The sequence below is a fragment of the Acinetobacter calcoaceticus ANC 3811 genome (assembly GCF_000399665.1).
GTDB classification, from domain to species: domain Bacteria; phylum Pseudomonadota; class Gammaproteobacteria; order Pseudomonadales; family Moraxellaceae; genus Acinetobacter; species Acinetobacter calcoaceticus_B.
Map to the genome: position 1 here is coordinate 3,054,858 of NZ_KB976986.1, position 26,522 is coordinate 3,081,379.

General features: G+C 41.2%; 29 protein-coding genes. 11 read left to right on the forward strand and 18 right to left on the reverse strand.

Annotation, left to right across the window (positions count from 1 at the left end; translation table 11 throughout):
• Positions 1–78 precede the first annotated feature (78 nt).
• Positions 79–702, reverse strand: a complete 624-nt coding sequence (locus tag F935_RS15565; protein WP_016139757.1) for a TetR/AcrR family transcriptional regulator — start codon at positions 700–702, stop codon at positions 79–81.
• Between the two features lie 149 nt (positions 703–851).
• On the opposite strand from F935_RS15565, the gene F935_RS15570 reads away from it, so the two are divergent.
• The 4 genes from F935_RS15570 to dnaJ all read left to right on the forward strand — a co-directional run bounded on the left by F935_RS15570 (position 852) and on the right by dnaJ (position 6,807).
• Complete coding sequence (locus F935_RS15570) at positions 852–1,958, forward strand: efflux RND transporter periplasmic adaptor subunit (RefSeq protein WP_016139758.1); 1,107 nt, start codon at positions 852–854, stop codon at positions 1,956–1,958.
• Positions 1,955–5,074 carry an efflux RND transporter permease subunit gene (locus F935_RS15575; protein WP_016139759.1) on the forward strand — a complete coding sequence of 1,040 codons (3,120 nt, stop codon included), beginning with the start codon at positions 1,955–1,957 and terminating at the stop codon, positions 5,072–5,074. Before F935_RS15570 ends, F935_RS15575 begins: the two co-directional genes overlap by 4 nt.
• A 139-nt stretch (positions 5,075–5,213) precedes the next feature.
• Positions 5,214–5,591 (forward strand): hypothetical protein, encoded by a 378-nt coding sequence (locus tag F935_RS15580; RefSeq protein ID WP_016139760.1) that lies wholly within the window; start codon positions 5,214–5,216, stop codon positions 5,589–5,591.
• Between the two features lie 103 nt (positions 5,592–5,694).
• Positions 5,695–6,807, forward strand: a complete 1,113-nt coding sequence (gene dnaJ, locus F935_RS15585; RefSeq protein WP_016139761.1) for a molecular chaperone DnaJ — start codon at positions 5,695–5,697, stop codon at positions 6,805–6,807.
• 114 nt (positions 6,808–6,921) lie between these two features.
• On the opposite strand, the gene F935_RS15590 is transcribed toward dnaJ, so the two are convergent.
• Positions 6,922–7,284: a hypothetical protein gene (locus F935_RS15590; RefSeq protein WP_016139762.1), complete on the reverse strand. Its 363-nt coding sequence runs from the start codon at positions 7,282–7,284 to the stop codon at positions 6,922–6,924.
• 184 nt (positions 7,285–7,468) lie between these two features.
• On the opposite strand from F935_RS15590, the gene dapB reads away from it, so the two are divergent.
• Together dapB and F935_RS15600 are read left to right on the forward strand one after the other, a co-directional pair.
• On the forward strand, positions 7,469–8,290 hold the full coding sequence (gene dapB / locus F935_RS15595; protein WP_016139763.1) for a 4-hydroxy-tetrahydrodipicolinate reductase: 822 nt from the start codon (positions 7,469–7,471) through the stop codon (positions 8,288–8,290).
• 50 nt (positions 8,291–8,340) lie between these two features.
• Positions 8,341–8,994 carry an START domain-containing protein gene (locus F935_RS15600; RefSeq protein ID WP_004790231.1) on the forward strand — a complete coding sequence of 218 codons (654 nt, stop codon included), beginning with the start codon at positions 8,341–8,343 and terminating at the stop codon, positions 8,992–8,994.
• Between the two features lie 40 nt (positions 8,995–9,034).
• Here F935_RS15600 and F935_RS15605 read toward each other — a convergent pair whose 3' ends face one another.
• Positions 9,035–10,225, reverse strand: a complete 1,191-nt coding sequence (locus F935_RS15605) for an MFS transporter (protein ID WP_016139764.1) — start codon at positions 10,223–10,225, stop codon at positions 9,035–9,037.
• A gap of 4 nt (positions 10,226–10,229) precedes the next feature.
• Positions 10,230–11,033, reverse strand: coding sequence for a 2,5-didehydrogluconate reductase DkgB (gene dkgB, locus F935_RS15610; RefSeq protein WP_016139765.1), 804 nt, complete (start codon positions 11,031–11,033; stop codon positions 10,230–10,232).
• A 120-nt stretch (positions 11,034–11,153) separates the two neighbouring features.
• Here dkgB and F935_RS15615 point away from each other — a divergent pair, with 120 nt between their 5' ends.
• Positions 11,154–12,056: a LysR family transcriptional regulator gene (locus F935_RS15615; RefSeq protein ID WP_016139766.1), complete on the forward strand. Its 903-nt coding sequence runs from the start codon at positions 11,154–11,156 to the stop codon at positions 12,054–12,056.
• On the opposite strand, the gene F935_RS15620 is transcribed toward F935_RS15615, so the two are convergent.
• Complete coding sequence (locus F935_RS15620; RefSeq protein WP_016139767.1) at positions 12,040–12,414, reverse strand: hypothetical protein; 375 nt, start codon at positions 12,412–12,414, stop codon at positions 12,040–12,042. The two genes, F935_RS15615 and F935_RS15620, sit on opposite strands and share 17 nt — an antisense overlap.
• Before the next feature lie 90 nt (positions 12,415–12,504).
• Here F935_RS15620 and F935_RS15625 point away from each other — a divergent pair, with 90 nt between their 5' ends.
• Positions 12,505–13,929: an aminotransferase-like domain-containing protein gene (locus F935_RS15625; protein WP_016139768.1), complete on the forward strand. Its 1,425-nt coding sequence runs from the start codon at positions 12,505–12,507 to the stop codon at positions 13,927–13,929.
• A gap of 2 nt (positions 13,930–13,931) precedes the next feature.
• On the opposite strand, the gene ahr is transcribed toward F935_RS15625, so the two are convergent.
• The 8 genes from ahr to F935_RS18640 form a co-directional block, all read right to left on the reverse strand.
• On the reverse strand, positions 13,932–14,960 hold the full coding sequence (gene ahr / locus F935_RS15630; protein WP_016139769.1) for an NADPH-dependent aldehyde reductase Ahr: 1,029 nt from the start codon (positions 14,958–14,960) through the stop codon (positions 13,932–13,934).
• Between the two features lie 38 nt (positions 14,961–14,998).
• Positions 14,999–15,559 (reverse strand): DNA-3-methyladenine glycosylase I, encoded by a 561-nt coding sequence (locus tag F935_RS15635; RefSeq protein ID WP_016139770.1) that lies wholly within the window; start codon positions 15,557–15,559, stop codon positions 14,999–15,001.
• A 32-nt stretch (positions 15,560–15,591) separates the two neighbouring features.
• Positions 15,592–15,837, reverse strand: coding sequence for a hypothetical protein (locus tag F935_RS15640; RefSeq protein ID WP_001287364.1), 246 nt, complete (start codon positions 15,835–15,837; stop codon positions 15,592–15,594).
• 9 nt (positions 15,838–15,846) lie between these two features.
• Positions 15,847–16,383 carry a M23 family metallopeptidase gene (locus F935_RS15645; RefSeq protein WP_016139771.1) on the reverse strand — a complete coding sequence of 179 codons (537 nt, stop codon included), beginning with the start codon at positions 16,381–16,383 and terminating at the stop codon, positions 15,847–15,849.
• A 47-nt stretch (positions 16,384–16,430) separates the two neighbouring features.
• Complete coding sequence (gene mutY, locus F935_RS15650) at positions 16,431–17,465, reverse strand: A/G-specific adenine glycosylase (protein ID WP_016139772.1); 1,035 nt, start codon at positions 17,463–17,465, stop codon at positions 16,431–16,433.
• A gap of 130 nt (positions 17,466–17,595) precedes the next feature.
• On the reverse strand, positions 17,596–17,958 hold the full coding sequence (locus F935_RS15655; RefSeq protein ID WP_005300389.1) for an HIT family protein: 363 nt from the start codon (positions 17,956–17,958) through the stop codon (positions 17,596–17,598).
• 183 nt (positions 17,959–18,141) lie between these two features.
• Entirely contained in the window at positions 18,142–18,879 is a 738-nt protein-coding gene (locus tag F935_RS15660) for a dienelactone hydrolase family protein (protein ID WP_004790213.1), read from the reverse strand.
• Positions 18,880–19,049: 170 nt separating this feature from the next.
• Positions 19,050–19,208, reverse strand: a complete 159-nt coding sequence (locus F935_RS18640) for a DUF1328 domain-containing protein (protein WP_002053759.1) — start codon at positions 19,206–19,208, stop codon at positions 19,050–19,052.
• A 193-nt stretch (positions 19,209–19,401) separates the two neighbouring features.
• Between F935_RS18640 and F935_RS15670 the strand changes: the two genes are divergently transcribed.
• The 3 genes from F935_RS15670 to F935_RS15680 all read left to right on the forward strand — a co-directional run bounded on the left by F935_RS15670 (position 19,402) and on the right by F935_RS15680 (position 22,509).
• Positions 19,402–19,860 carry a YcgN family cysteine cluster protein gene (locus F935_RS15670; RefSeq protein ID WP_016139773.1) on the forward strand — a complete coding sequence of 153 codons (459 nt, stop codon included), beginning with the start codon at positions 19,402–19,404 and terminating at the stop codon, positions 19,858–19,860.
• A 108-nt stretch (positions 19,861–19,968) separates the two neighbouring features.
• Positions 19,969–21,141, forward strand: a complete 1,173-nt coding sequence (locus F935_RS15675; protein ID WP_035366353.1) for a PQQ-dependent sugar dehydrogenase — start codon at positions 19,969–19,971, stop codon at positions 21,139–21,141.
• Between the two features lie 102 nt (positions 21,142–21,243).
• Complete coding sequence (locus F935_RS15680) at positions 21,244–22,509, forward strand: replication-associated recombination protein A (RefSeq protein WP_016139775.1); 1,266 nt, start codon at positions 21,244–21,246, stop codon at positions 22,507–22,509.
• Positions 22,510–22,515: 6 nt separating this feature from the next.
• Here the strand turns inward: F935_RS15680 and F935_RS15685 are convergent, their stop codons facing one another.
• From F935_RS15685 to dapA, 5 genes are all read right to left on the reverse strand, one after another.
• On the reverse strand, positions 22,516–23,352 hold the full coding sequence (locus F935_RS15685) for a formate/nitrite transporter family protein (protein WP_016139776.1): 837 nt from the start codon (positions 23,350–23,352) through the stop codon (positions 22,516–22,518).
• Between the two features lie 334 nt (positions 23,353–23,686).
• The gene (locus tag F935_RS15690; protein ID WP_016139777.1) at positions 23,687–23,890 is read right to left on the reverse strand and encodes a hypothetical protein; all 204 of its coding nucleotides are present in this window, start codon (positions 23,888–23,890) and stop codon (positions 23,687–23,689) included.
• Between the two features lie 190 nt (positions 23,891–24,080).
• A complete protein-coding gene (gene purC / locus F935_RS15695) occupies positions 24,081–24,800 on the reverse strand; it encodes a phosphoribosylaminoimidazolesuccinocarboxamide synthase (protein WP_016139778.1) in 720 nt (239 codons plus the stop codon).
• Positions 24,801–24,835: 35 nt separating this feature from the next.
• Positions 24,836–25,441 carry a lipoprotein-34 precursor (NlpB) gene (locus tag F935_RS15700; protein WP_080645798.1) on the reverse strand — a complete coding sequence of 202 codons (606 nt, stop codon included), beginning with the start codon at positions 25,439–25,441 and terminating at the stop codon, positions 24,836–24,838.
• A gap of 15 nt (positions 25,442–25,456) precedes the next feature.
• Positions 25,457–26,350 carry a 4-hydroxy-tetrahydrodipicolinate synthase gene (gene dapA, locus F935_RS15705; RefSeq protein ID WP_016139779.1) on the reverse strand — a complete coding sequence of 298 codons (894 nt, stop codon included), beginning with the start codon at positions 26,348–26,350 and terminating at the stop codon, positions 25,457–25,459.
• Positions 26,351–26,522 lie beyond the last annotated feature (172 nt).

Here is a 26,522-nt window from a genome sequence, read left to right on the forward strand (position 1 = left end):
AAAATAACATTTAATTCGCTTATTGCGTCTTAAAAGTAGACATGCACTCAGTGCAACTTTTGGCAATCGGACTTTGGTTTAATTCCGATATTTGAGCAAGAATAAATTAATCGCATCTCTAATAATTTGTTCTAGCTCTTGTGCATTAGGCACAGCAATAATTCTAAGTAGAACCTTGTGGTGACGGACACCAAGCAACAAAGTTAAAAGAAGCTCTGTTTGATAAACTGGATCATCTGCTTGGATAAAACCTAATTCAGCTGCTTTTTGGAAGAATGCGGCTAACTGATTTTGAAGTCGCGTATGCGATGCAGTAAAAAATTGTTCAGCTAAAGGGCTTTGTTCTGCTGCGAGTTCAAATAAAACATGCTCGAGTTTAAGTGCTTCAGGTGAGTAAATAATCTGCAAGGCGCGTGCACACACAATAAATAGTGCTTGATAAAAGTCTGCCGATGCATCTAATTCAAATTGTTTAGTGCAAAGCGATTCTTCACAAGTTTCTGTAATCGCACAGATAAATAAGTTCGCTTTGTCTTGAAAGTGATTATAAACCGTGAGTTTAGTGACACCTGCTTCCTGTGCAATCTGGTTCATGCTGGTACCGTGATAGCCAGATTTTAAAAAAATAACTTTTGCGGCTTGTAGGATACGAGCACGTTTTTCCAGATCTTTGGGGCGACCACTTTGATTAATTGTTTGCACAAAATCCTCTGATAAAAATTTAAAAAGATAGCAATTTATAAGCTTTTCTTTAATTAGTGTACCCATGAGTATATTAATTAAAAAATAAACAATTTATGATGCAAACATATTGTGCCTTAAAAAACCAGTTTGAATAAGAGCGATAAAATATGAATCTGTTAAAACCTCTCATCATGAGTATGGTGATTGTTTGCACGGTCACATTAATGGGGTGTAGTAAAGAGGTACCCAAAACAGAAGAAATACCCTACGTGATGGTGACACAGCCTTCGACCACACTAAACGAATTAAAAAGTTATGCAGGAGATGTACAGGCTCGACAACAAACTGCTTTGGCATTTCGGGTGGGTGGACAGGTTACGGCACGTTACGTGGATGTAGGTGATCGAGTTAAAGTCGGACAAGTTTTAGCAAAGCTTGACGTGGCAGATGCTCAGCTACAATTAAATGCCGCTAAAGCCCAACTGGACAATGCACAGGCTTCAGCAAAAACAGCAGCAGATGAACTTAAACGTTTTCAGCAATTATTGCCGATTAATGCGGTGAGTCGTTCGCAATTCGATACGGTAAAAAACCAATATGATGCTGCGCAAGCGGCTCTACAGCAAGCTCATTCTAACTATGAAGTTTCTGCAAACCAAACTGGTTATAACCAACTCGTTTCTAATAAAAACGGAGTAATTACTGCACGAAACATTGAGATTGGACAAGTGGTTGCTGCGGGCCAAGAGGCTTATCAACTGGCCATTGATGGTGAGCGTGATGTGGTTATTGGTGTGCCAGAACAAGCAGTTGCCGAGATTAAAGTTGGTCAACGGGCTTGGATAACCTTGTGGTCTAAACCGAATGAAAAATTTGCTGGATATGTACGTGAAGTCTCTCCTGCGGCTGATCAGTCTCGTACCTTTACAGTGAAAGTTGCACTCAAAGAAGGCCAATCTGCTATTCAGCTTGGACAAAGTGCACGCGTATTTTTTAGCTCGATTCAAACTAATGTGATGAGTGTGCCACTTTCGAGTGTTTCAGCTACAGATAATCAAGCTTACGTATGGGTAGTCAATGCAAACCAGACTTTGCGTAAAGTAACTGTAACAGTTGGAGCATATGGTAGAGATAGTGTACCCGTGTTAACTGGTTTAACACCAAATGATTGGGTTGTGATTGGTGGGATTCATTTGCTACGCGATAAGCAGAAGATCCACCCGATTGACCGTGAAAATCGCGTGGTGAAAATTCAGGGGGCAACGAAGCCATGAAATTCAATCTCTCAGAATGGGCATTAAATAATAAAGGCATTATCCTTTATTTTATGCTGTTGCTTGGCATTATTGGTGCGATCTCTTACTCAAAATTATCACAAAGTGAAGACCCACCATTTACTTTTAAGATAATGGTGGTCAAGACCTACTGGCCTGGGGCAACTGCCAAAGAAGTTTCTACTTTAGTTACGGACCGTATCGAAAAGGAACTCATGACAACAGGACAGTATGACAAGATTACGGCATATTCCCGTTCAGGTGAATCGACAGTGACTTTTTTCGCAAACGGTTCATTGAAATCAGCACAGATTCCTGATGTTTGGTACAACGTTCGTAAAAAGGTAAATGATATACGCCATGAACTACCAAACGGTGTACAAGGTCCATTTTTCAATGATGAATTTGGAGAGACTTTTGGCAATATTTATGTACTGACAGGCAAAGATTTTGACTATGCACTTCTAAAAGAATATGCAGATCGTTTGCAATTACAGTTCCAACGGGTCAAGGATATCAGCAAGGTCGAATTGGTTGGATTGCAAGATCAAAAAATCTGGATTGAAATTTCTAATACCAAAGTAGTAAAGCTTGGTATTCCAGTTACAGTGATTCAAGATGCCTTACAAAAGCAAAATGGTATAGCCAGTGCGGGTTTTTTTGAAACAGGTACAGATCGCATTCAGATTCGTGTAAGTGGTCATTTACAGAACATTGATGAAATAAAAAAAATGCCTTTACTAGTCGGCAATAAAACTATTCAGCTTGGTGATGTCGCTGATGTCTACCGTGGTTTTAGTCAACCTGCTCAGCCACGCATGCGTTTCATGGGGGAAAATGGTATTGGTATTGCCGTATCGATGCGTAAGGACGGTGACATCATTGCCTTAGGTAAAAATCTAGAGACAGAATTTGCCCAACTGCAAAAAAAATTGCCTTTAGGTATGAAGCTCCAAAAAGTTTCTGACCAACCTGTAGCAGTGCAACGCAGTATTCATGAGTTTACACAGGTACTCGCTGAAGCAGTTATTATTGTCTTGTTAGTGAGTTTTTTCTCTTTAGGTTTCCGTACAGGATTGGTTGTCGCTTTTTCTATTCCTTTAGTTTTAGCAATGACTTTTGCGGGTATGAATCTATTCGATGTAGGCCTACATAAGATTTCACTGGGTGCCTTGATTCTGGCGCTGGGTCTGTTAGTCGATGACGCCATTATTGCCGTCGAGATGATGGCAATTAAGATGGAGCAGGGTTATAGCCGGATTAAAGCCGCTGGATTTGCATGGAAAACAACTGCATTTCCGATGCTTACCGGAACACTGATTACTGCGGCTGGTTTCTTACCGATCGCTACCGCTCAGTCTAATACAGGTGAATACACTCGTTCTATCTTTCAGGTGGTGACGATTGCCTTATTAGTCTCTTGGGTCGCGGCAGTTTTATTCGTACCTTATTTAGGTGAAAAACTATTACCCGATTTTACTAAAACAGGCCATCAGGCACCTTGGTATGTCCGTTTATGGGCGAGATTAACCAAAAAACCGCAAACTGTGGCCATTTCACAGGATCATCACTACGACCCTTACCAATCTAGCTTCTATCTACGTTTTAGAAAGATGGTCGAGTTTTGTGTGACTTACCGTAAAACCGTAATTGCGACAACGGTGGGTATTTTTGTGCTATCTGTGCTGATGTTTAAGATCGTTCCTCAGCAGTTTTTTCCACCTTCGAACCGTGCCGAGATTTTAGTCGATTTAAAACTTGAAGAAGGCGCTTCTTTAACAGCGACGGAACAAGCTGTGAAAAAGGTTGAAAAATTTCTGTCTAAACAAAAAGGTATTGATAACTATGTGGCATATGTCGGTACAGGCTCACCACGTTTTTATTTACCGTTAGACCAGCAATTACCGCAAGCCAGCTTTGCTCAGTTTGTTGTACTCGCATCATCGCTTGATGATCGTGATGAAATTCGACGCTCATTAGACACACAAATTAAGCAATTACTTCCGCAAGTTCGTACTCGCGTGTCATTACTAGAAAATGGCCCACCTGTTGGCTATCCATTGCAATATCGTGTGTCGGGCGAAGATCAAAATCTGGTCCGCCAAGAAGCACAGAAGGTCGCTAAACTGGTTAGCGAAAACCCGAATACTACCAATGTGCATTTAGATTGGGGTGAGCCGAGTAAGATTATTTCAATTCAAATTGACCAAGATCGTGCTCGACAAATGGGTGTCTCTAGTGTCGATTTAGCGAACTTCATTAATGCATCAATTACAGGGAGTGCGATTGAGCAATATCGTGAAAAGCGTGAACTCATCGAAATTCGTTTACGCGGTGATCAAAGCGAGCGAGTTGAAGTAGCTTCACTGGCAAGTTTGGCTGTACCAACGACCAATGGAACGACCGTGCCTTTAGCCCAGATTGCTAAAATTGAATATAAGTTTGAAGATGGTTTAATTTGGCATCGTAACCGCTTACCGACCATTACTGTTCGTGCAGATATTCGGACTCAATTACAACCAGCTACGGTGGTTGGAGAGTTAGCTGAATCAATGGATAAATTACGTGCTGAATTACCAAGTGGTTATCTTGTTGAAGTTGGTGGAACTGTAGAAGAGTCTGCACGTGGGCAAAACTCCGTTAATGCGGGTATGCCACTGTTCTTGGCTGTAGTCATGACATTACTGATGATTCAGCTCAAAAGCTTATCTCGAGCGACCATTGTGTTATTAACAGCTCCACTTGGTTTAATTGGTGTGGTTTTATTCTTACTCCTATTTAACAAACCATTTGGCTTTGTGGCGATGTTGGGCACAATTGCGCTCTCTGGGATGATCATGCGTAACTCGCTTATTTTGATTGATCAAATTGAACAAGACAGGCAAGCAGGGCATCCAACATGGGAAGCGATTATTGAAGCGACAGTGCGTCGATTCCGTCCGATTATTTTGACTGCTTTGGCAGCCGTGTTAGCGATGATTCCACTTTCACGAAGTATTTTCTTTGGTCCGATGGCAGTTGCGATCATGGGCGGATTGATTGTGGCCACCTTACTGACATTATTTTTCTTACCTGCGCTCTACGCAGCATGGTTTAAGGTGAAAAAAACCGCATAAAATACATAAATTTTTTGTGAATAAAGGTGCGAAATATTGAAAACTCCAATATAGTAGCACCTGTCTTTACACAAAAAATACAGGATTATTTCACTGCATAAAAAATAGGCTAAGTGCAGTGAATTGAGGTGAAATACAGATGGGGCAAGACCATATCGAACAGCATCGCCGTTATATAGTAATTTCTTATGCGTTCATGTTTCTTGCATTGTTTACGGTTATTTTTGCGGCCTTTGCTTATTTGGTCGCTCGTAAAGTGGCGGTTGTAGATAATGCAGAAGTTTGGATTCATGCGCATGCACTATGGATTATGCGAAACGGGATTCTATTTCTTTGTATGGCAATTTTTGCTGCGGTCTGGTTTATTCCGCTCTTCTTTTTTGCATGGGACAGTAACCTTTGGGTAACCGCCTCTACGGTTGCTGGTGTAGTATTTAGCGCTATTGCGTGGTTATTTCTATTAAATGCATGGTTAAAAGGCTTGTCTAAATATTTAAAAAATAAGGCAGTTTTTTAATATATCTATTTTTTAAACATTTTACCCTTGTAAATTCGGCTAAAGCCCCCCATTTAGTCGGCAATAGAGTATTGATAAAATTCCGTGAGGAGCACCGCCAAAAATGGCTAAACGTGATTATTATGAGGTTTTAGGCGTTTCAAAAACCGCAAGTGATGATGAGATCAAAAAAGCCTACCGTAAATTGGCGATGAAATATCATCCAGATAGAAACCCTGACAATGCCGAAGCTGAAGATAAATTTAAAGAAGCTGCTGAAGCTTATGAAGTTTTATCGGACAGCGAAAAGCGCAGCATGTACGATCGCATGGGTCATAATGCGTTCGAAGGCGGCTTTGGCGGCGGCGGTGGTGGCTTCGGCGGATTTAGTGCAGAAGACATTTTTAGCCAGTTCGGTGATATCTTCGGTGGTGCATTCGGTGGTGGTGGACGTCAACAGCGTCAACGTCGCGGATCAGATTTACGCTATGTAATGGAACTTACCCTTGAAGAAGCTGTAAAAGGGGTGAAAAAAACCATTACCTTTACTGCTCCAGCACCATGTGATGTATGTGATGGTAAAGGCTCTAAAAATCCAAAAGATGTTGAAACCTGTAAAACTTGTCATGGTTCAGGACAAGTTCGTATGCAGCAAGGTTTCTTCTCTGTACAACAAACATGTGGTACTTGTCGTGGCCAAGGTAAAATTATTAAAAACCCTTGTCAGGCATGTCATGGTTCAGGTGTAGCCGATCGCCAGCAAACGTTGGAAGTTACAATTCCAGCGGGTGTGGATAATGGTGACCGCGTTCGCTTGAGTGGCAAAGGCGAAGCAATTCGTGATGGCCAATCAGGTGACTTGTACGTTGAAGTGGTTGTTCGCGAACACGAAATTTTCCAACGTGATGGTGCCGATCTTTATATGGATGTACCAGTAAGCATTGCTGATGCTGCACTTGGTAAAGAGCTTGAAATTCCAACATTGGAAGGTCGCGTTAGCTTGAAGATTCCTGAGGGAACTCAAACAGGCAAATTATTCCGTTTACGTGGCAAAGGCGTTCGTCCAGTACGTAGCAGCATGGTAGGTGATTTACTCTGCCGTATTGTGATCGAAACACCGGTCAACTTAAATTCTCGTCAACGTGAATTACTTAAAGAGTTGCAAGCTTCTTTTGATGGCGAAGACAGTGCTTCTTCACCAAAGAAAAAATCATTCTTTGATCGTTTGTTCGATTAATACTTGATTAGATAAGAAATTAAAAAGAAGGCGGATATTGATAAAATATCCGCCTTTTTATTGCGCTGATTCATCTTATTATTTTTATTCTGCTTAAAAGTAAATTACCTCTGCTTACTCTGTAGGGTGAGCAACATCAATATCATCCACACTTACAGTCGGTTCGCTAGAAGCAAGAGTCGGAGCACTTTCGATAGCTGGTGTAGCTGCTGCTTCTGTCTGTACTGCTACTTTAGGTACTTCTGCTGTTGTTTCGCCAATAATCGGGTCAATATCTTCAACTTTAACGTCAGTATTGGCATCGGTTGCTACGCTCGTTTGAGCTGTAGGCGTTGCTGCTTGAGTATTTACGTTAGTTGTAATACGTGCTTTAGATAAGCTCTCTAATGTGTCTCCCGGCTGGATTGCAGGCTCTGCAAATGCCACTGAACTCATAATCCCCATCATCACTGTGAAGCCAATAATTCTCGAATGCATGCTGAACTCCTTATAGTCATCTTTTTTTCATTCGTGGCTGAGTAGTGTGCCGATCAATTCTTTAACTTTTGTGAAAACAGATTAAATTTCAGCTGATATTAAAAAATAATTTTTACTTTTTATCGTGAGCAAAGAGTTTTGATATAGTAGACAAATTACGTAAAACAGAAGATTGGAAAGGATTATGTCAGCAGCTCCACGCATTGGTGTTTTAGGTGCAGGCGGTCGTATGGGCCGTACGCTTATTCAAGCAGTTCAACAGGCAGGCTATCAATTGGCTGCTGCAGTAGAGCGTCCGGAAAGTAGTTTGGTCGGCACTGACGCAGGTGAGCTTGCTGGTATTGGTTCAGTGGGTGTGAAGGTTTCAGGAAGCTTGTCAGATGTTCTGAAAGACTGCGATGTAATTATTGATTTTACTGCGCCGGTTGCGACTGCTCAGCATTTGAAGCTTTGCCGTGAAGCTGGGGTTGCCATGGTTATTGGCACAACAGGTATGTCAGATGAGCAAAAAGCTGAGTTAGACGAAGTTGCCACTCATACACCTGTGGTTTACGCTGCGAACTATTCGGTAGGCGTAAATGTATCAATCAAGTTACTTGAGCTTGCAGCAAAAGTATTTGGCGATACAGTAGATATTGAAGTGATTGAAGCTCATCACCGTCATAAAGTAGATGCACCATCAGGTACAGCGTTAATGATGGGTGAAGCGATTGCAGATACTTTAGGCCGTAACCTAAAAGAAGTTGCTGTTTATGGACGTGAAGGGCACACAGGCCCACGTGACCGTCAAACGATTGGTTTTGAAACCATTCGTGGTGGTGATATCGTTGGTGAACACACTGTGATGTTCATTGGTGAAGGTGAACGCGTTGAAGTGACTCATAAAGCAACGAACCGTATGAACTTTGCTGCTGGTGCAGTGCGAGCTGCGGCATGGGTTGTCGGCCGTGAAGCGCGTAAATATGACATGAAAGATGTTTTAGGATTGAACGACGTACAGGTTTAAAACCCTGTCCGTATTCCATGTGTAGCGAGAAAAACAAGATAGAGCAGAACATGAATAAAAAACAAATTGCCTTGACCACTCTTCTTTGCTTAAGCAGCCTCTGGACGGGGGCTGCTTCTACGGAAAAAGCTAAGCTCAGCTTAGACCGTAATAATATTAAAGTCTGGACCTATCAAAAGACTGATAATCCAGTCTTTCAATATAAAGCTGAAACGACTTTTGATGTGCCACTTGAACGCGCTGTTGCTGTGATTTTAGATGTAAATCGTGCCGATCAGTGGGTCCCTTATATGGGCAAGGTTCAGATGTTGTCTCAAGATGAGAAAAAGGGTGAATTCACACTCTATATGCTGTTAGATTTTCCTTTTCCTTTAAAAGATCGCGATGTAGTCGTGAAAGGAAAAATGAGTAAAGCGGCTAATGGCCTCATTACCATTAAGAACACGGCGATTAATAGTAATTATCCGATACAACCTGATGTAGTGCGCTTAACACGCTATGAAGGGGATTGGACCTTCCAGAAATTAGCGAATAACAAAGTTAAAGTAACTACAAGTGGTTATGCTGACCCAGCTGGTGCGATTCCGCTGAGCTTCGTAAATATGTTTGTTCAACAGCAACCTTATCAGATGTTGTTGAAAATGAAGCGGGAAGTGACTAGTCCAATTTATGAACAACCGAAATTACCAGATATTTTAAAATAAATAACTTAAAAAAAGCGCCTGAGATCAGGCGCTTTTTTTATTAATCTGAACACTGCTGCAACGTTTGGGCTGGGCTGCTTTCGCGTTTGATTTGGAATAACACCAATAACAAACCTAACCCTGCTAGCAATGCACCAGCAAATGATACTGCGCTATAACCCCAACCTAAATTGAGCACTAAAGCACCTGCTGCTGCGCCTACTGCGTTACCTAAGTTAAAGGCACCGATATTTACTGAAGAGGCAAGGCCTGGAGCTTCGTGAGCGACTGACATTACACGCATTTGTAATGGTGGAACTAAAGCAAAGGTTGCGGCACCCCAGATTACTAATGCAATGGCTGCTCCAATCTGGCTTTGTGCAAGGATTGGGAAAGTCACCATCATCACAATTAACAGAACCAAGAAACCAATCAGAGTTTTGTTAATGGACAAATCTGCAAAGCGACCGCCTAAATGGTTACCCACTGAGAAACCGACACCAATCAACATCAGCATAAACGTAATGAAGGTCGGTGAAGCATGTGTAAACTCAGTCAAACTTGGCGCGATATAGGTATAGAGCGTAAACATTGCGCCTGAACCGAGTACTGTAGTGAGTAGCGCAAGGATTACAGGAGTGCGCGTTAATACCTTTAATTCAGCTTTTACATTTGGTTTTTGGGCAACCATACCTGATGGCAGAGCTTTCCATAAAGCAAGCATGGTAATCACACCAAGCAAGGAAATCGCAAGGAAAGACATACGCCAGCCAATGTTTTGTCCAACCCATGTTGCCAACGGTACACCACCAATATTGGCAATGGTTAAGCCCATAAACATGGTTGCTACAGCACTGGCCTGTTTATGTGCGGGCACAATGCTTGCTGCTACAACTGAACCGATCCCGAAGAAAGCGCCATGGTTAAGGCTTGTGATGAGACGCGCACCTAATAAGCTCATATAGCTTGGTGAAAATGCCGCTATCAGGTTACCTACCGTAAAGATGGCCATCAGAAAGATAAGCGCATTACGTCGTGCAAAACCACCAAACCATAGGGTCATGAACGGAGCACCTAGCATGACGCCAAGTGCATAGCCCGTAATTAACATTCCAGCCGTTGGAATTGAAATCCCTAAATCATTAGCGATATTCGGCAACAATCCCATTGGTGAGAATTCCGTAGTGCCAATGGCAAAGGCACCAATTGCCAATGCCAGTAACGAGAATGCCGTATTTGATTGAGTGTTCATGAGTTTAGTCCCAAACTGGTGCCCATGGCTCTGGGCTAACTTCACGACTGTTACGATCAAGTTCGGCAATCATTTGCATTTCAGCTGAAGTTAACTCGATATCCTGTGCTTTTAAGTTGCTCATCAGGTTTTCACGTTTAGTCGAAGATGGAATAACTGCAAAACCACGTTGCAATGCCCACGCAAGTGCAATTTGCGCTGTCGTTGCTTGATGAGCTGCTGCAATTTCAGTTAAAACAGGATCTTGAAGCACTTTACCGTACGCAAGCGTCATATATGAAGTGACATCAATATTCTTCTCTTGTAAGAAATTTACAAGTTTATGGTTTTGAAGATAAGGGCTTAACTCAATCTGGTTGGTTGCAATATTTTCAGCACCAATTGTGTCAATTGCTTGTTGGGTAAGCTCAATATTGAAGTTTGAAATACCAATTTGTTTGGTAAGGCCTTGTTGTTTCGCTTCAAGTAAAAGCTTCATGATTTCAGGAATCGAAATGCCTAAATCTGGTGCTGGCCAATGAATCAAAGTTAAATCGACATGGTCAGTACGAAGCTTTTCTAAGCTCTCTTTTAAGCTTGGAATAAATTTATCTTGAGCAAAATTATCTACCCAGATTTTTGTGGTTAGAAATAAGTCCTGACGTGATACACCGCTTTCGGCAATCGCTTGGCCAATCGCTGCTTCATTGTCATAAATTTGAGCAGTATCAATTACACGGTAACCTACGTCTAAAGCAGTTTTCACAGAATCAATGACTGCTTGTTCTTTAAGACGGAAAGTACCTAGACCAAAACGTGGAATATTCATGTGTTTACCTAAATTTGAATAATCATTTAACTTGATGTGCATTTTGCTTTTTTTATTGTTGCGAAAAAATAGATGAATAAGCAAAATATCTTTGATCATTAGTCAATAATGGAATAAGACATGAAATCAACAATTGAAGAACTCGTCGCGTTTATCGCAATCGTTGATACGGGTTCTTTTGTTGCGGCAGCAGAGCATTTAAAACAAACACCTTCGGGAGTTAGCCGATCTTTAACACGCTTGGAAGCTAAGTTAGATGTGACTTTGTTAGAGCGAACGACGCGTAAGTTGAAACTCACTCAAGAAGGGCAACAGTTTCTGGTAAAGGCCCGTAAAATCTTAAATGAACTAAATGCGGCTGAAGAAGAACTACAAAAATCTGATCAGGGTACTGCGGGACTCATTCGTATTGATTCAGCAACGCCGTTTGTTTTACACGTGATTGCCCCATTAATGCATAAGTTTCGTGAGTGCTATCCAAATATTGAGATTGAGTTAAATAGTAATGATCAGGTGATTGATCTATTGCAGCAAAAAACCGATGTGGCATTTCGGTTTGGGGAACTTAATGATTCGAGTCTTCATGCCAAACTGGTGTGTAAAAGTCGTTTATTTATTGTTGCGAGCCCAGAATATCTAGCGATTAAAGGCACACCAACACAACCTGAACAACTCGAACAGCATGATCTGATTGGTTTTACCAGACCTGCCTATATTAATAGCTGGCCGATTAAAGTCGGCGATGAATATTTTTTCGCACAAGCAAATATTAAAGCTTCTAGTGGTGAGACGGTACGCCAACTCACGATTAGAGGCCATGGTATCGCACGACTATCTGAATTTGAAATTTGGAAAGATATTCAAGAAGGCCGATTGATTGCATTATTTGAAGACCAAATTGAACATCAATATCAAAGCATCCATGCTGTGTATTATCAACAAGAGCATCTACCAAAACGAATCCGTTTATTCATTGAGTTTTTGGTAGAACAGTTAAAAGATGGTTTTAAAAGCGCTCTCTAAAAGTAGCATACCCATCAGTTGGAAAATCAACTTCTAAAATTGGAGTGGTTTGTCCCTCTGATAAATGCTGTGCCAGAAAATAGCTTTTTTGCTGTTGTCGGCAAGTAAAATATAATTTGGAAGAGGCCGAGTTCACCATGACAACTTCATTTGAGCTATTACGCTGATATTGATAATGAGAAATCGTACTAGACTCATCATCAGTGCGTTGCTCCATTTTATAGTCTTGTTGATTGGTTATTTTTAAATAACCTTCAATCAGGCTTTGGCAAACGGTATGTCTGTACTGCTCATTTTGTGGCTCAGTCTGGCAACCTGCTAAAACAACAGTAAATAACAATATAGCTTTTAATTTCATGTTCTTGCTACTCTTGGAGTTGATTTATATAGCGTAAAGGTGTTCTATAAACCAGTACAGATACAGAAATTTTTAAAAAAGCAGCACAGAATGACTTTTCAATATCAGGTTCTTGCGAATCAATTAGCACATCGAATTTATCAAGATGAGCTCAAGCCTCATCAAAAGCTGATTTCGTTACGAGATTTTTCTCGTCAGCACAGTATTAGCTTAAGCACGGCAAAAAGTTGCTATGAATTGCTTGAGGCGAGGGGGCTTATTTATGTGAAGCCAAAGTCGGGTTATTTTGTGGTTGCTCGTACTCAATCTAGTCCTATTCCGGATAGCCCAGACTTTTTGTCTTTACCTCGGCAAGTCTCAAATCTAGAGTTGCATAACCAAATTCAAGAAGCAGCCTTACAAAGTCATCTTGTACCGTTGGGGTCGATCCAGTTGACGCCGCATTTTATTCCGATAGAGGGTTTACGTCGTTCTATTCAACGGGCTTTAAAAAATTGTCAGCCACAAGACTTTCTCTATTGTAATAAACAAGGGCATGAGCAATTAAGAAAAGCGCTTTCTGATCATTGGCGTGAAGATGGAATCTTCATTGCAACGGAAGATATTTTCATTACCAATGGTTGTATCCCTGCTTTGTCTTTAGTGATTCAGCACCTAACAGAAGTAGGTGATAGTATTTTGATTCCGACACCTACTTTTAATGGGCAGCTACAGCTTTTAGCCAGTTTAAAACGGCAGATTATTGAAATTCCAGCGCATCATCGAGGCATTGATCTTGAACGTTTAGAGTCATTGATGCAGCAGGGTTTGGCGAAAGTTTGCCTGATGACAGCCAACTATCAAAATCCTTTAGGATATTGTTTAAGTAATGCAGAAAAACAAAAGATTGCTGAATTAGCTGCAAAGTATCAGTGCTTTATTATTGAAGACGATATTTTTGGTGAATGCGGTTACAGCAATGAACGCCCGCTACCGATTCGCTATTGGGACCGCGAAGGCTATGTCATTTGGTGTGGGTCAGTTTCTAAGTCACTGTCGAGTGCATATCGGGTAGGGTGGTTCTGTTTAAGTTCAAAGCTACAACATTTAAGACTGGAGTTACTGGCAAGTAATATTGGCGTAAATACACCGCTACAATTAGGCCTAGCCGATTTTATTTATAGCCGTGGTTATCGAGAGCATTTAGAGCAGCTACGACCCAATCTAATGCGACAGGTCGAGCAATATCGCAGTTGTATTTTAAGAGCCTTTGAGGGCCTTCCGATTGCGTTAAGTCAGCCAGAAGGCGGCTATGCACTTTGGATACAGTTACCAAAGGAAGTAGATACCTTAGCGTTGTATTACACTGCCAAAGCTCAAGGAATTACCGTGGTACCGGGCCATGTTTTTGGTGAGGATGAACGATATCGACATTTCATTCGTTTAAATGCGGGGCATGAATTAACAGCAGATGTCCACCAAGCAATTAGTGACTTGGCGGACTGGTCACGACGACAGATGAAAACGGTGAGTTAGTTTTATTCTGCAAAGTCTGCTTTCAGCACAATGCGATAGCGTGCCTGACCTGAGTGTAAACGTTCAATTGCCTCATTAAGTTCTGACATTGGAAATAGCTCAATTTGAGGCGCAATTTTTTTGCGTGCCGCAAACTTTAAAAGTTGACGCAGGGCAGCTGGTGAACCCGTAGGTGAGCCTGTCACTGACTTAGCACCACTAATAAGTGAACCTACTGAAACAGGGACAGGTTCAAGAGTAAGCCCCAAGAAGTGCAACGAACCGTTTGGTGCTAGCGTAGAAATGAAAGCACGCCAGTTTAGGGTTACGTTTACTGTGCTGAGCAATAAATCAAATTTCCCTTTTTGTGCTGTTACCGCGTCTGTATCGCGGCTATTCACGACATGATCGGCTCCCATTGCTTTAAGTTCCTCTGTTTTATCAGGGTTGGAACTAAATGCAGTGATCTCACAGCCCCAAGCTTTAAGTAGCTTAATGGCTATATGACCTAAGCCACCAATGCCAATCACACCGACATGATGTGTTGCTTGAATCTTATGTTTAAGTAATGGGTCAAAAACGGTAATTCCGCCACAAAGTAAAGGACCAGCACTTTCAGCGTCTAAATCTTCAGGGAGGGGAATAATCCACTGCCAACCTGCACGTACTTTATCGGCAAAACCACCAGCATGCCCGACGATGGTTGCAACATTTTCGCCGGTACAAAGGACTTGCTGACCACCAATACATTCATCACATGCTTGGCAGCTCTCTGCTGTCCAGCCAATGCCTACACGTTGTCCAATTTGTAAACCTTTGGCTTCTGAGCCTAAAGCAACAATTCGTCCAATAATTTCATGGCCTGCAACGACAGGGTACACAGTTGAACGCCATTCATTGTTCAAAACAGAAATATCAGAATGGCATAAACCACAGTATTCAACTTTTACTTCAACCTGATGCGGTTGTAACTCACCTGCATCAAATTGGTAAGGAACCAGTTTTTCACCTGCCTGCATAGCAGCATAAGCTTGAATTGTATTATTGCTCATCGGAAACTCCTTAAGCGGGTTTGATCCGTTATGGTGGGTTATGAAGCTTTAAATTGACAACTGTTTTCATGATCATTGACCATGCCTACTGCTTGCATAAAAGCATAACAGGTGGTTGGGCCGACGAATTTGAAGCCATTCTTTTTAAGAGTTTTGGAAAGTTTTACGCTGAGTTCGGTTTGTGCTGGCGCCTGACGATAATCTACAACATCGTTTTGTTGTGGGGCCGCATCTACAAATTGCCAAAGCCATGTAGTGACATCACCGACTTGTGCTTTGAGTGCTTGCCAAGCAATTGCATTATCACGAATTGCTTTAAGTTTGCCTAAGTGGCGAATTAAACCCGCATCGGATAATTTTAGTTCTAAAAAGTCATCTGTGAATGTAGCAATGTCTGCAATAGAGTGATTAAAAAAGTGCTCTCGGTAGCTTTCTCTTTTTTTCAGTACAGTAATCCAAGATAAGCCTGCTTGCTGGCCTTCAAGACAAAGCATTTCAAATAAACGTGCTTCATTGTGTTCTGGTTTGCCCCATTCTTCATCATGGTAAGCAATATAGAGAGGATCGTTGGAACACCATCCGCAGCGTTGAGTTTTCATGTGATGATGCTCCTTATATTTATCTTAGAATTTTAAAGTTTAAACAGCACCCATTCATTTGGGCGCGTATCCCAATAATACAGTTCAGCTTGAGTTAAGTCTTCAAACTTTAGCCAAAAGTCTTTACCAACTTTATCTGAAAAACCGGTACTGATTAGCAGGGCATCATCACTGATTTCCATGATCCAGCCTTGATAGCTATTGCCATTTAAAATGATCTTTTGCTGATTGCCTGACTCGGCAAACTCTACTAAGCGATTGATCAGCGCTTCCGACATAAAGTGTTCCTAGCGTAAATAAGAATAAGGGTTAACAGCACCACGTCCTTTACCATCTAGATAAAGTCCGTAATGAAGATGTGGTGAAGTATAACGTGCATTGCCCGTATTGCCGACATAACCGATTAGATCACCTTTTTTGATGTAGTCACCTACATTTAAGCCACGTCTGTGACCATCAAGATGAGCATAATAATGCCATGTTCCCGCTGGGCCTAAAATCCAGATGACTTTGCCACCTAAGTTGTTATTACGAAGATCTGCAACGAGTCCTTCGGTTGCACTGTACACTTTGGTTCCACGTGGAGCCAAAATATCAATTCCTTCGTGACTACGACCCTGACTGCGAGCTGCTCCCCATGTGTCTTTTAATTCGTCTCGATCGACACCTTTCACTGGTACAGGCAGTCGATTTGGAAGCTGCATACTTTTGAGCTTGATGACTTGAGCGGGTGGAAGAGGGGCAGGTTTTTTGGGTGCACTGGCACAGGCAGCCAATAGAATAATGAGAAAACCAAGTGAGAAATGAGAAACAAAACGTCGCACAAAATACTCCCTGTCACAGCCATATCAAAATTATTTTACCCACTATGTCACGAACGACTCGTCGAGATCAATTTTTTCATAGCTGTTGGAACACCTTTAGCAATAGCTTGTTCTGGGCTTAGCCATTGGCCTTCAAGTTCAATTGCTAGATGTTCTTTTTGGTCAGGTTCCACGTGGAACGTGTGAGCATTAAGTAGCCATGTAAAGTGAGTGAAGCTATGACTGATCTGGAAGGTCTGCGGTTGAGGTTGCAGTTTAAATTGCTGACTTAAGCTCAGTCGCTCATGTTCCTTTTCTAAAATAGGTAAACAAAATAAACCGCCCCATAGACCATGGGCTTGGCGTTGTTGCCAAAACCATTCGTCTTCGCACTGAATAATGAGAACATCTGCGGTTCTAACAGGTGGTGTTTTTTTCGGTTTCTTAAAAGGTAATTCTTGTTCTAAACCTTGCTGATAAGCCTGACAATGAGCCTGCATTGGACAATATAAACACAGCGGTTTTTTGGGCGTACAGATAGTTGCACCCAAGTCCATAATGGCCTGAGTATAGTCATGGTTACGATGTGTCGGGCAAAGCTCTTCAGCCAGTTTCCACATTTCACGTTCGTGTAGAGGTTTGCTTAAATCATCTTCAATAGCAAAGAAACGAGCTAAGACGCGTTTCACGTTGCCATCCATAATGACACCGTACTGACGTAAACCCAAAGACATGAGCGCACCTGCGGTAGAGGGACCAATGCCCGGTAGTGCAATCCATTCTTCTAGCGTTTCAGGAAATTTGCCCTGCTGAGTAACAAGACTGGCAGCTTTATGCAAATTGCGCGCACGGGCGTAATAGCCAAGCCCTGCCCAGTAAGGCGCTACTTCATCCCAAGTTGCATGACCTAACGTCTCTACAGTGGGGAAGCGCTCCATAAAGCGGTCAAAATATTGCAGAACCGTTTTCACCTGAGTCTGTTGTAGCATAATCTCAGAAACCCAAACTTTGTACGGATCATCTGCAACTTGCCAAGGCAAATCATGACGACCATGTTGATCGAACCAGTTTAAAAGGGCATCAGAAAAAGAAAATTCAGGCATGAACAGCTATTGAAGAGAAGTAAGGGCTAAATTATAGCTGAAATTTTGTTTAAAGCGGGCGAATAGCGAGAGTATGTTAAAACAGAGATTACCTGATAATGAGCAATCTCTGTTTCATGTATAAAAAGGATTAATCCTTTTGTACACCCCAACGTTGGTCAAGTTTCAACGGTTGGTTTTTGTAGTACGGAATGACATGAATGTGGAAATGATCTGAATTTTGTCCGAACACTTCACCATCATTGAAACCAATATGGAAACCGTCTGGTTGATGGCGAAGTTGTGTTTCGTGGCGCGCAATTTCAAGAAGTGTAAGTAAGCCTTGATGTTCTTTAGAAGTGATATCAAAAAAAGAACGAACATGGCGCAGTGGCGTTACCACACAGTGGCCTTTAGATAGCGGATTAGAATCAGGCAAAATTACAGCAAATTCATTCTTATCAATGATGTCATATTCATCAAATTCGCAATACGGACATTTCTTGTCAGTCATTGTTGTATCCTCTCATGTTATTCCATTAAACCCCGAGTGCGGGAAATAAGACTAGGCTTTGCTCTAGCTCAACGGGAGTATAGTTATTGAAGTATGGTTTAAAAAATACAGTAAAAATATTGCAAAGTCATAAACATTTAAGGGAGCAAATGCGAAAAAACATTTGCTCCAAATTGGCTTCTTTTATTTTAAAGTACGATCTAACAAAGCGTACATTTTAGCAAGGCCTTGTTTTTCAGCTTCGCTATTGTAGCCAAGGTCTACACCGTTTGCTTTCGCTTTTTCATCTGCAAGCGGGTTACTAAAGCCATGTTTAGCACCTTCTAAAACCACTACTTCGTGTTTAACCTCAGCAGCTTGCATCTCTTTTTCAAAATTAGCAACATCTTCTAAGGTGACCATGCTATCTAGTTCACCATGTAGTACTAAAACTTCACCTTGAATGCTGCCTTTTTGAGCAGGTGCTTTCGGAGCTAATGTAGCATGGAACGTTATAATTGATTTAAGTGGCGCACCTGAACGAGCAAGGTCTAACACGACTTTACCACCATAGCAAAAGCCAATTGCAGCAAGTTTTTCACTATTTACTTCTGGTTGGGCCGCTAGAGTTTGAAGCGCTGCATTGGCACGATCAGTAACCGTGTCTAAATTTTCAAATGTCTGCATCATCCATTCATAGGCTTGAGCGGCAGTCGAGGTTACTTTTTTATCGCCATACATATCAATTGCAAGCGCAGCATAGCCATGTTCAGCAAGCTCACGTGCACGTTGTTCAGTATATTCGTTACGACCCCACCACTCAGGACCAACAATCACACCCGCAACAGGTGTTTCACTATCTGGAGCCGCAAAGTAACCAATTAAATGGCTGCCATCTGGTGCAGTATATTGAATTTCACGGGTTTTAATTGCTGTACTCATGACCTTAATCCTGAAATTTAAAGAGATTTAAACACGCTTGATTAAAGCATAAAAAGATAAAAGTAATATCAATAACTATGTAAGAATCTACATCAAAACAAAAGATAGAAAGCTTCACGCAATAAAAAAGAAGGAAACTAGTTCCTTCTTTTTAGGTGATCATGATTAGGTTACGTTCTGCCTCGCGAAATGAATCCAATTACGGCGAGAATTACAGCCACAACTAATAAAATCACGGCAAAGTCTTTAGATAACCCTGCAACACCACCAAACCCTAATAGACTGGCAATGAGTGCAATCACTGCAAAAATGATAGCCCAACGGAACATATGCTGTTCTCCTTATTTTTTCATTGTCGTTTTACTATATAGCGTGTTTTTTGCACCGAATGTGTCGTTTATGTGGTTGAAATGTATATTAAACAATCATTTTGTGATGTTAGGAATACAGCTTCTTTTTTCGTACAGATCACTTCAATGCTATACTTACACACTGTTTTATCTCATCAGCTGCTAAAAAATTATGTCTACCGAGACCTCACTTCGTCCACTCTTCTGGAAAAACTATCCACTAGAGCAACTTACTCAAATTGAGTGGGAAGCTTTATGCGATGGCTGTGGTTTGTGCTGTCTGGTTAAGCTTGAAGATGAAGATACTCATGAGGTGGCTTATACCAAAGTGGCGTGCAAGTTACTTGATTGTGGTACAGGGCGTTGTTCGGACTATTCAAATCGTCAGCAGCAAGTACCTGACTGCCTGCAATTAACGGTTGAATCTTTAAAAACAATTCACTGGTTACCATCGAGCTGTGCTTATAAACGCTTGAATGAAGGTAAAAACCTACCTTCTTGGCACTATTTAAATACAGGCTCTAGACAAAGCGTAGTTAACGCGAAAAAGTCAGTTGCGGGACGTTGTATTTCTGAAGTCGATGTTCATGAAGATGATCTTGAAGATTACGTTGTAAGATGGGTGCGCTAATATGCTCGTGATGGGCATTTTTAATTACAACGTATTATAAAGTAACATTTTATCGTAAATTTTTTGCTCATCTCCGTTATATAACAATAAAAACAAAAGGAGATAAAAATGATGAGACGATTAGCAACCCCCTTATTATGTAGTAGCTTTTTTTTGTTGATGGCTTGTGGGTCTAATAATACAAATTCAAAAAATCTTGAACAAAATACGTCTGCAAAAACAGAGCAGACCGCCTTAATCAAACAATCTTATCAAACTGAAATATTTGCCCAATTCAATGAACCTTGGGCTTTGACCAGCTTGCCTGATCAGCGTTTATTAGTAACTGAACGGCAAGGTAAATTAAAAATTTTTAATCCTAAAAATAAAAAAATGCTGGATGTTCAAGGGATTCCAGCGGTGAACTATGGGGGACAGGGTGGTTTAGGAGATGTCATTTTGCATCCTGACTTTGTTAAGAATCACTGGATTTATCTCAGCTACGCTACAAAAGGACAAGGCGGATCTGGCGCTGTTATTTCACGTGCTAAATTAGATTTATCTAATGCCAATCAGCCAAAACTTACAGATGTGAAGCAGATTTGGCAGCAAGTACCCAAAGTTTCAGGACAAGGCCATTATGGACATCGTATGCTTTTTGGTGCTGATGGTAAGCTGTGGGTCAGTTCAGGTGAACGACAAAAGTTTGACACTGCTCAAAATATGAAAAGTAACTTGGGTAAAATCTTGCGTTTAAATGAGGATGGTTCAGCGGTTGTAGATAACCCTTTTTATAAGCAGGGTGGGGTCACTGCTGAAATATGGTCGCTTGGACACCGTAATCCCTTAGGTATGGCTTTTGATCGCCAAGGACAGCTCTGGGTAGTTGAAATGGGGCCTAAAGGTGGTGATGAGCTTAATATCATCGTAAAAGGTGAAAATTATGGTTATCCAATCGTTTCAAATGGAGATCATTATTCAGGCCAACCTATTCCAGATCATCACACTCGCCCAGAATTTAAAGCACCTGAAATTGACTGGACTCCCGTAATCTCTCCATCGAGCCTAATCATTTATCGCGGACAACAATTTCCTGCATGGAATAATAAGGCGTTAATTGGTGGGTTATCTTCAGAAGCAATTATTGTGGTGGATTTAGAGCAGAAACCCGTGAAAGAAGTGCAAAGACTAGATATGAAAAAACGCATTCGCGGGTTACATGAAGCACAAGATGGCTCGATTTGGGTCATTGAAGACGGCTCAAATGCACGATTACTGAAGCTGAGTAAGAAACCATCTTAATGAGAACCAGCCTGTAAATAACGGACGTGTCTCATAGATTCAAATTGTAGATTTCTGTGAGACACAATAGACTATAGTGAAAAGACGATAAAGCCATTTGAGATGTCAGACACCCATATTCCACTTCCTGAACGCCTGCGCCCGAGAGACTTGTCTGAAATTATTGGGCAAGATCATTTGTTAGGTGAACATGCGCCACTGCGTCAAATGATTGATCAGGGCCATTTGCCTTCTATTATTTTTTGGGGGCCACCAGGCGTTGGTAAAACAACAATTGCTTTGCTTTTGGCACAGGCGATAGATCGCCCATTTGTGAGCTTATCTGCGCTGAATACGGGTGTAAAAGAATTACGTGAAATCATCGCAGAAAGTGGTGATTTACTGACACCTGTGGTTTTTATTGATGAAATTCATCGATTTAATAAATCACAGCAAGATGCTTTATTGGGTGCAGTTGAAAAAGGCAAAATTACTTTAATTGGTGCGACCACTGAAAACCCATCTTTTGAGGTGAACAGTGCGCTTTTATCTCGCTGTCAGGTCTATACCTTAAATAGTTTAGACAGTGAGGCAATTCAAACACTCCTTAATAATGCACTTCAAGCCGATAAATTCTTAAAAGAGCGTTATATTCATGTTGAAGAATATGATGCCCTGATTCAATTCGCAGCAGGCGATGCTCGTAAAGCGCTTAATTTACTGGATTTAATTGCGAGTACCTTTGAACCAGAAATTGAAAACACCATTACCAATGCAGTTGTGGTGAAAGTTGCGCAGCAAAATATTGCACGATATGACAAATCGGGTGAACAGCATTACGACTTAGTTTCAGCCTTTATTAAATCAATTCGGGGTAGTGATCCAGATGCAACCCTGTATTGGATGGCGCGTATGCTCAAAGGCGGAGAAGATCCGGTTTTTATTGCCAGACGTATGCTGATTGCAGCCTCAGAAGATATCGGAAACTCTAACCCTAATGCGCTATTGCTAGCAGGTGAGTGTTTCCGCTCTGTACAAGCGGTGGGTATGCCTGAGGCTCGAATTATTCTGGGCCAAACTGCGGTTTATTTAGCAACGAGTGCAAAAAGTAATAGTACTTATTTAGCGATTAATAAGGCTCTGGAACTTGCTGAAAAAACGGCAAATTTACCTGTGCCTTTGCATTTGAGAAATGCGCCGACCAAGCTTATGAAACAACAAGGCTATGGAATTAACTATCTCTATCCGCATGATTACCCTGAGCACTTTGTACTACAAGACTATTTGCCACCTGAGTTAAAGGGAAGCAAACTCTATGAGTCTGCAAGAAACAAGCGTGAAGTTGAAGGTGAGCGCTTACAGCAACGTAGATGGCAACAGGAACAATAGTTCTCGCTATTCCAGTTCTTCCGTCACCTGACCATAAATCAGTAGTGTAAACACGCCTGTACCGCCAATAATATTGCCAATGGTGGTCGGGACAAGGAAAGTAAACAGATAGTCATTAATGGAAGCCTCTCCTTGCCAGACCAGATAGGACATTTCTGTAGAACCCACCACTACATGGGTAAAGTCACCCAGTCCTATCAAATATGTCATGAAAAAGATGAGCAGGAATTTATTAGTAACTGAAGGCAACATCCAGACCAAAGCTGCAATTAACAGCCCTGACATAATACCTTTGAGCATATTTTGAGTTGCAGAAAAGGAACCGACATGATGAGCAAGTTCATCCAGTGCCTTGTCAATATCTGGAGTAAACAGGTGAGTAGTTAGGAAAAATAAACTCGCCAAAGCTGTTCCAATGATATTGCATAGGATCACAATTCCCCATAAGCGGCCCACTGCTCGTAATTTATCGAAGGTAAAGGGTTTGAATAAAGGTACAACAGTGGTGATGGTATTCTCTGTAAAGAGTTGCATGTGACCCAAAATAGCGATCAGGAACCCAATGGTATAACCGATATTGGTGATTAAATCGGTCCAAACAGCATCAGTGGGGAGATAGGAAGCAATAATCGCTTTAAATACAAATGAAAAACTGATGACTAAACCCGCAGCAATCCCTGAAAAGATGAGTGCAGCTGTTGGACGATCCAGTTCTTCAGCACCATCACGGCGGATAATTTCATAGACCAAACGGGGTGACAGTTTTTCATGTTCTTCAACTGCCATTTTTTCACGCCAGCTTAAGGTTTTCTCGACCTTTTTTTGCTCTATTTCATGATCCATCAGGTTTACTCCTCACTGAATAAATAATTTATATTTCTTATTTTTATTCATTGATAAGGCAGTGCTCGGGATAAATCCAGTCGATTCCTAACAGCTTTATGTGTCTTTTTATAAATTGCATGAGGTGACAGTAAAGAAGTCAAAAATAATGTATGAATATGGGCAGTCAGAAAGATAGGAATGCTAAATATAAGGGAAGGTTGAGCATTCGTTTTGCAAGACGATTTTTCGCTTGAGCTAAAGAAAGCCCAATACTATGAACTTACTAAAAATAAGCATGAGGTTAAAAGCAGATGCTTACAGCAAGCTAGAGATGGCAGTAGGAACAGAAAATTTAAAAAAATGTATAAGCTCTTAAAGTGCGGATAAGAGCCATATAGTCGCCTTGAGAGGCTTTAGCAATAACAGATTCAACTTCTGCCTGACTCCAGCCTTGTTTTAAGGCAGAACTGCTAAAGTTGGTTAATAAGACCAAAGGATTTTCACCAAAATGGACTGGATGATTCATTAATCTCTTTTCAAGCTTAGACATTTCCATAGCTTTACCCTAGTTTTGAATTTAATTATTGTGAAGTGCTTAATGTTTTTTTAGATTTTAGTGTTTAAAATTGAGTTTGTGCAAGTGCTAATTCATTTTAATAGACAAATCTGTCTATTATTATTTATTTTCTAAAGTACCTCATATAAAAAACCGGGCTAATGCCCGGTTTTTCATGAAGTTTGAACGATTAGATAGCAGATAAATCTACGCCTAAACGAGCAGCAACTTCTTCATAAGCTTCAACAACACCGCCTAAACCTTGACGGAAACGGTCTTTGTCGAGTTTTTTCTTAGAGTCTTTATCCCATAGACGGCAGCCGTCTGGAGAGAATTCGTCACCAAGCACAATGCGGTCATGGAAAACACCGAATTCAAGCTTGAAGTCCACCAAGATCATGTTGCCTTCAGCAAATAATGCTTTTAATACATCGTTTACTTGGTAAGTTAACACTTTCATTTGCTCTAATTGTTCAGCAGTCGCCCAATCTAAAGCAATCGCTTGAGATTCGTTAACCATTGGGTCACCTAGACCGTCATCTTTATAGAACAATTCAAATGTAGGAGGAGTTAACTCTTTACCTTCTTCTACACCTAAACGACGGCATAGAGAACCAGCTGCGTAGTTACGAATTACACATTCAACTGGAATCATTTGAAGTTTTTTAACAAGCACTTCAGTTGGAGAAAGCAATTTTTCAAAATGCGTTTCAATACCCGCAGCAGCAAGTTTTTCCATAATGAAGGCGTTAAAAAGGTTGTTCACCTTGCCTTTACGATCTAGTTGTTCGATTTTTTCGCCGTTGAACGCAGAGGCATCATCACGAAAGACTAAAATCAGATGGTCGGCATTGTCTGTTTCATATACAGATTTTGCTTTACCAGTATAGAGCAAGGTTTGTTTTAACATGAGGGAACCTTTTAAAAAAAATGCCTAGTAAACGACTAGGCTGGCCAATTTTGGTAAATCTGGTTTAACACTTCAGCAGCCACATCTGGGCTTGCAAAAGTGTTGTCTACATTAAATAGAGCAAGAGTATGACTTGAACCCACACCAGTGAGTTTAAGCACATAAGTATTGTCATTTACTTTAATCGTCGCCTGATTACTGCCTTGAGCGATGATGTTGTAATTTAAAGTACTTAATGTCGCTTTGGTGTATTGCCAGATCTCGGTCGTATTCCCATCAACTTTCAATAATGGGTTTTTATTACCGTCGGTCACAAGCTGAGGACGTCCAAGCGCAGTTGTCGTTTGAGCAGATGCATCTGCTGTTGCATTGTTACCCTGAGTTTGTTCAGGGCGTGGCAATGCAAAACGGTTACCACGCTGGTTTTCAAACTTCGGCGCGTGCTCAATCGCGAGCTGGTCAACAGTTGGTGCAGGGTACAAAGGCGTCACTGGTCGTACAGTTGCGTCGGCAGGATACTCAAGCGGGGCAAGTTGCTTGGCATTTTTATAATCTAAAGAGTGATTATTAATTGCGAAGCGACCACAACCAGCTAAACTCAAGGCTGAAACTGCAAGGACTAAACCAAGACGTAATTGCATCATAAATTGCTCTTATTAAATAATTCCCGCATCTTTTAGGGCATTGCGGAGAGGTTCGCGATATTGCTCAGCGAGAGGAGTGAGTGGTAAACGAATACCAGTATCAATCAGTCCCATCTCATGTAGTGCCCATTTCACAGGAATTGGGTTTGATTCGCAAAATAGAATATTGTGTAAATTTGCAATCTTATTGTTAATCGTCTTCGCTTCTTGTTCATCTTTGGCAATTGCAAGAGCACATACTTCGCTCATTGCTTTAGGCGCAACGTTTGCTGTCACAGAGATATTACCGTCTGCACCAAGAAGCATAAGTTCCCATGCAGTATCATCATCACCTGAATATACAGCCATCTTGCCGTTTAAAGCCTCGATTAAAGCTTTACCACGAGGTACATCACCTGTCGCATCTTTAATACCAACAATATTTGGGATCTCTGCTAAACGTACAGCTGTATCATTTGCAAGATCTACACCCGTACGGCCAGGTACGTTATAAAGAATAAGTGGTAATTCTACGGCTTCAGCAATCGCTTTATAGTGTTGGTAGAGGCCTTCTTGAGTTGGCTTATTATAATATGGTGTAACAAGTAGGGCTGCATCTGCGCCAAGATCTTTAGCCGCTTTAGTTAGTTCGATTGCTTCACGGGTTGAGTTTGCACCAGTACCGGCAATAATTGGAATACATTTATTGGCTACACGAATAATTTCTTTAATAACCTGTGTGTGCTCTTCCATGCTCAATGTTGAGGCTTCGCCGGTTGTACCAACGGCTACAATACTGTTTGTACCTTGTTCTATGTGCCACTCAACCAGCTTCTCAAGACCCTTCCAATCTACACCGCCGTCTTTCAACATAGGTGTGACGATTGCGACGATTGAGCCTTGAATGGTCTGTGCTTGCTGAGTCATTTTTAAAAATATCCTATTTATCCATCCGAATCTGAGGTAAGAAAAACAAAATGTGGGATGGTTGCAGTATTTTGATTGTCCAGTTCTAACAATAACAGATTGTTGAATGACAATTATGCAAATTATGACTGATCAGACGCATAAGAACAATACGCCTAACGGATAATCGCGA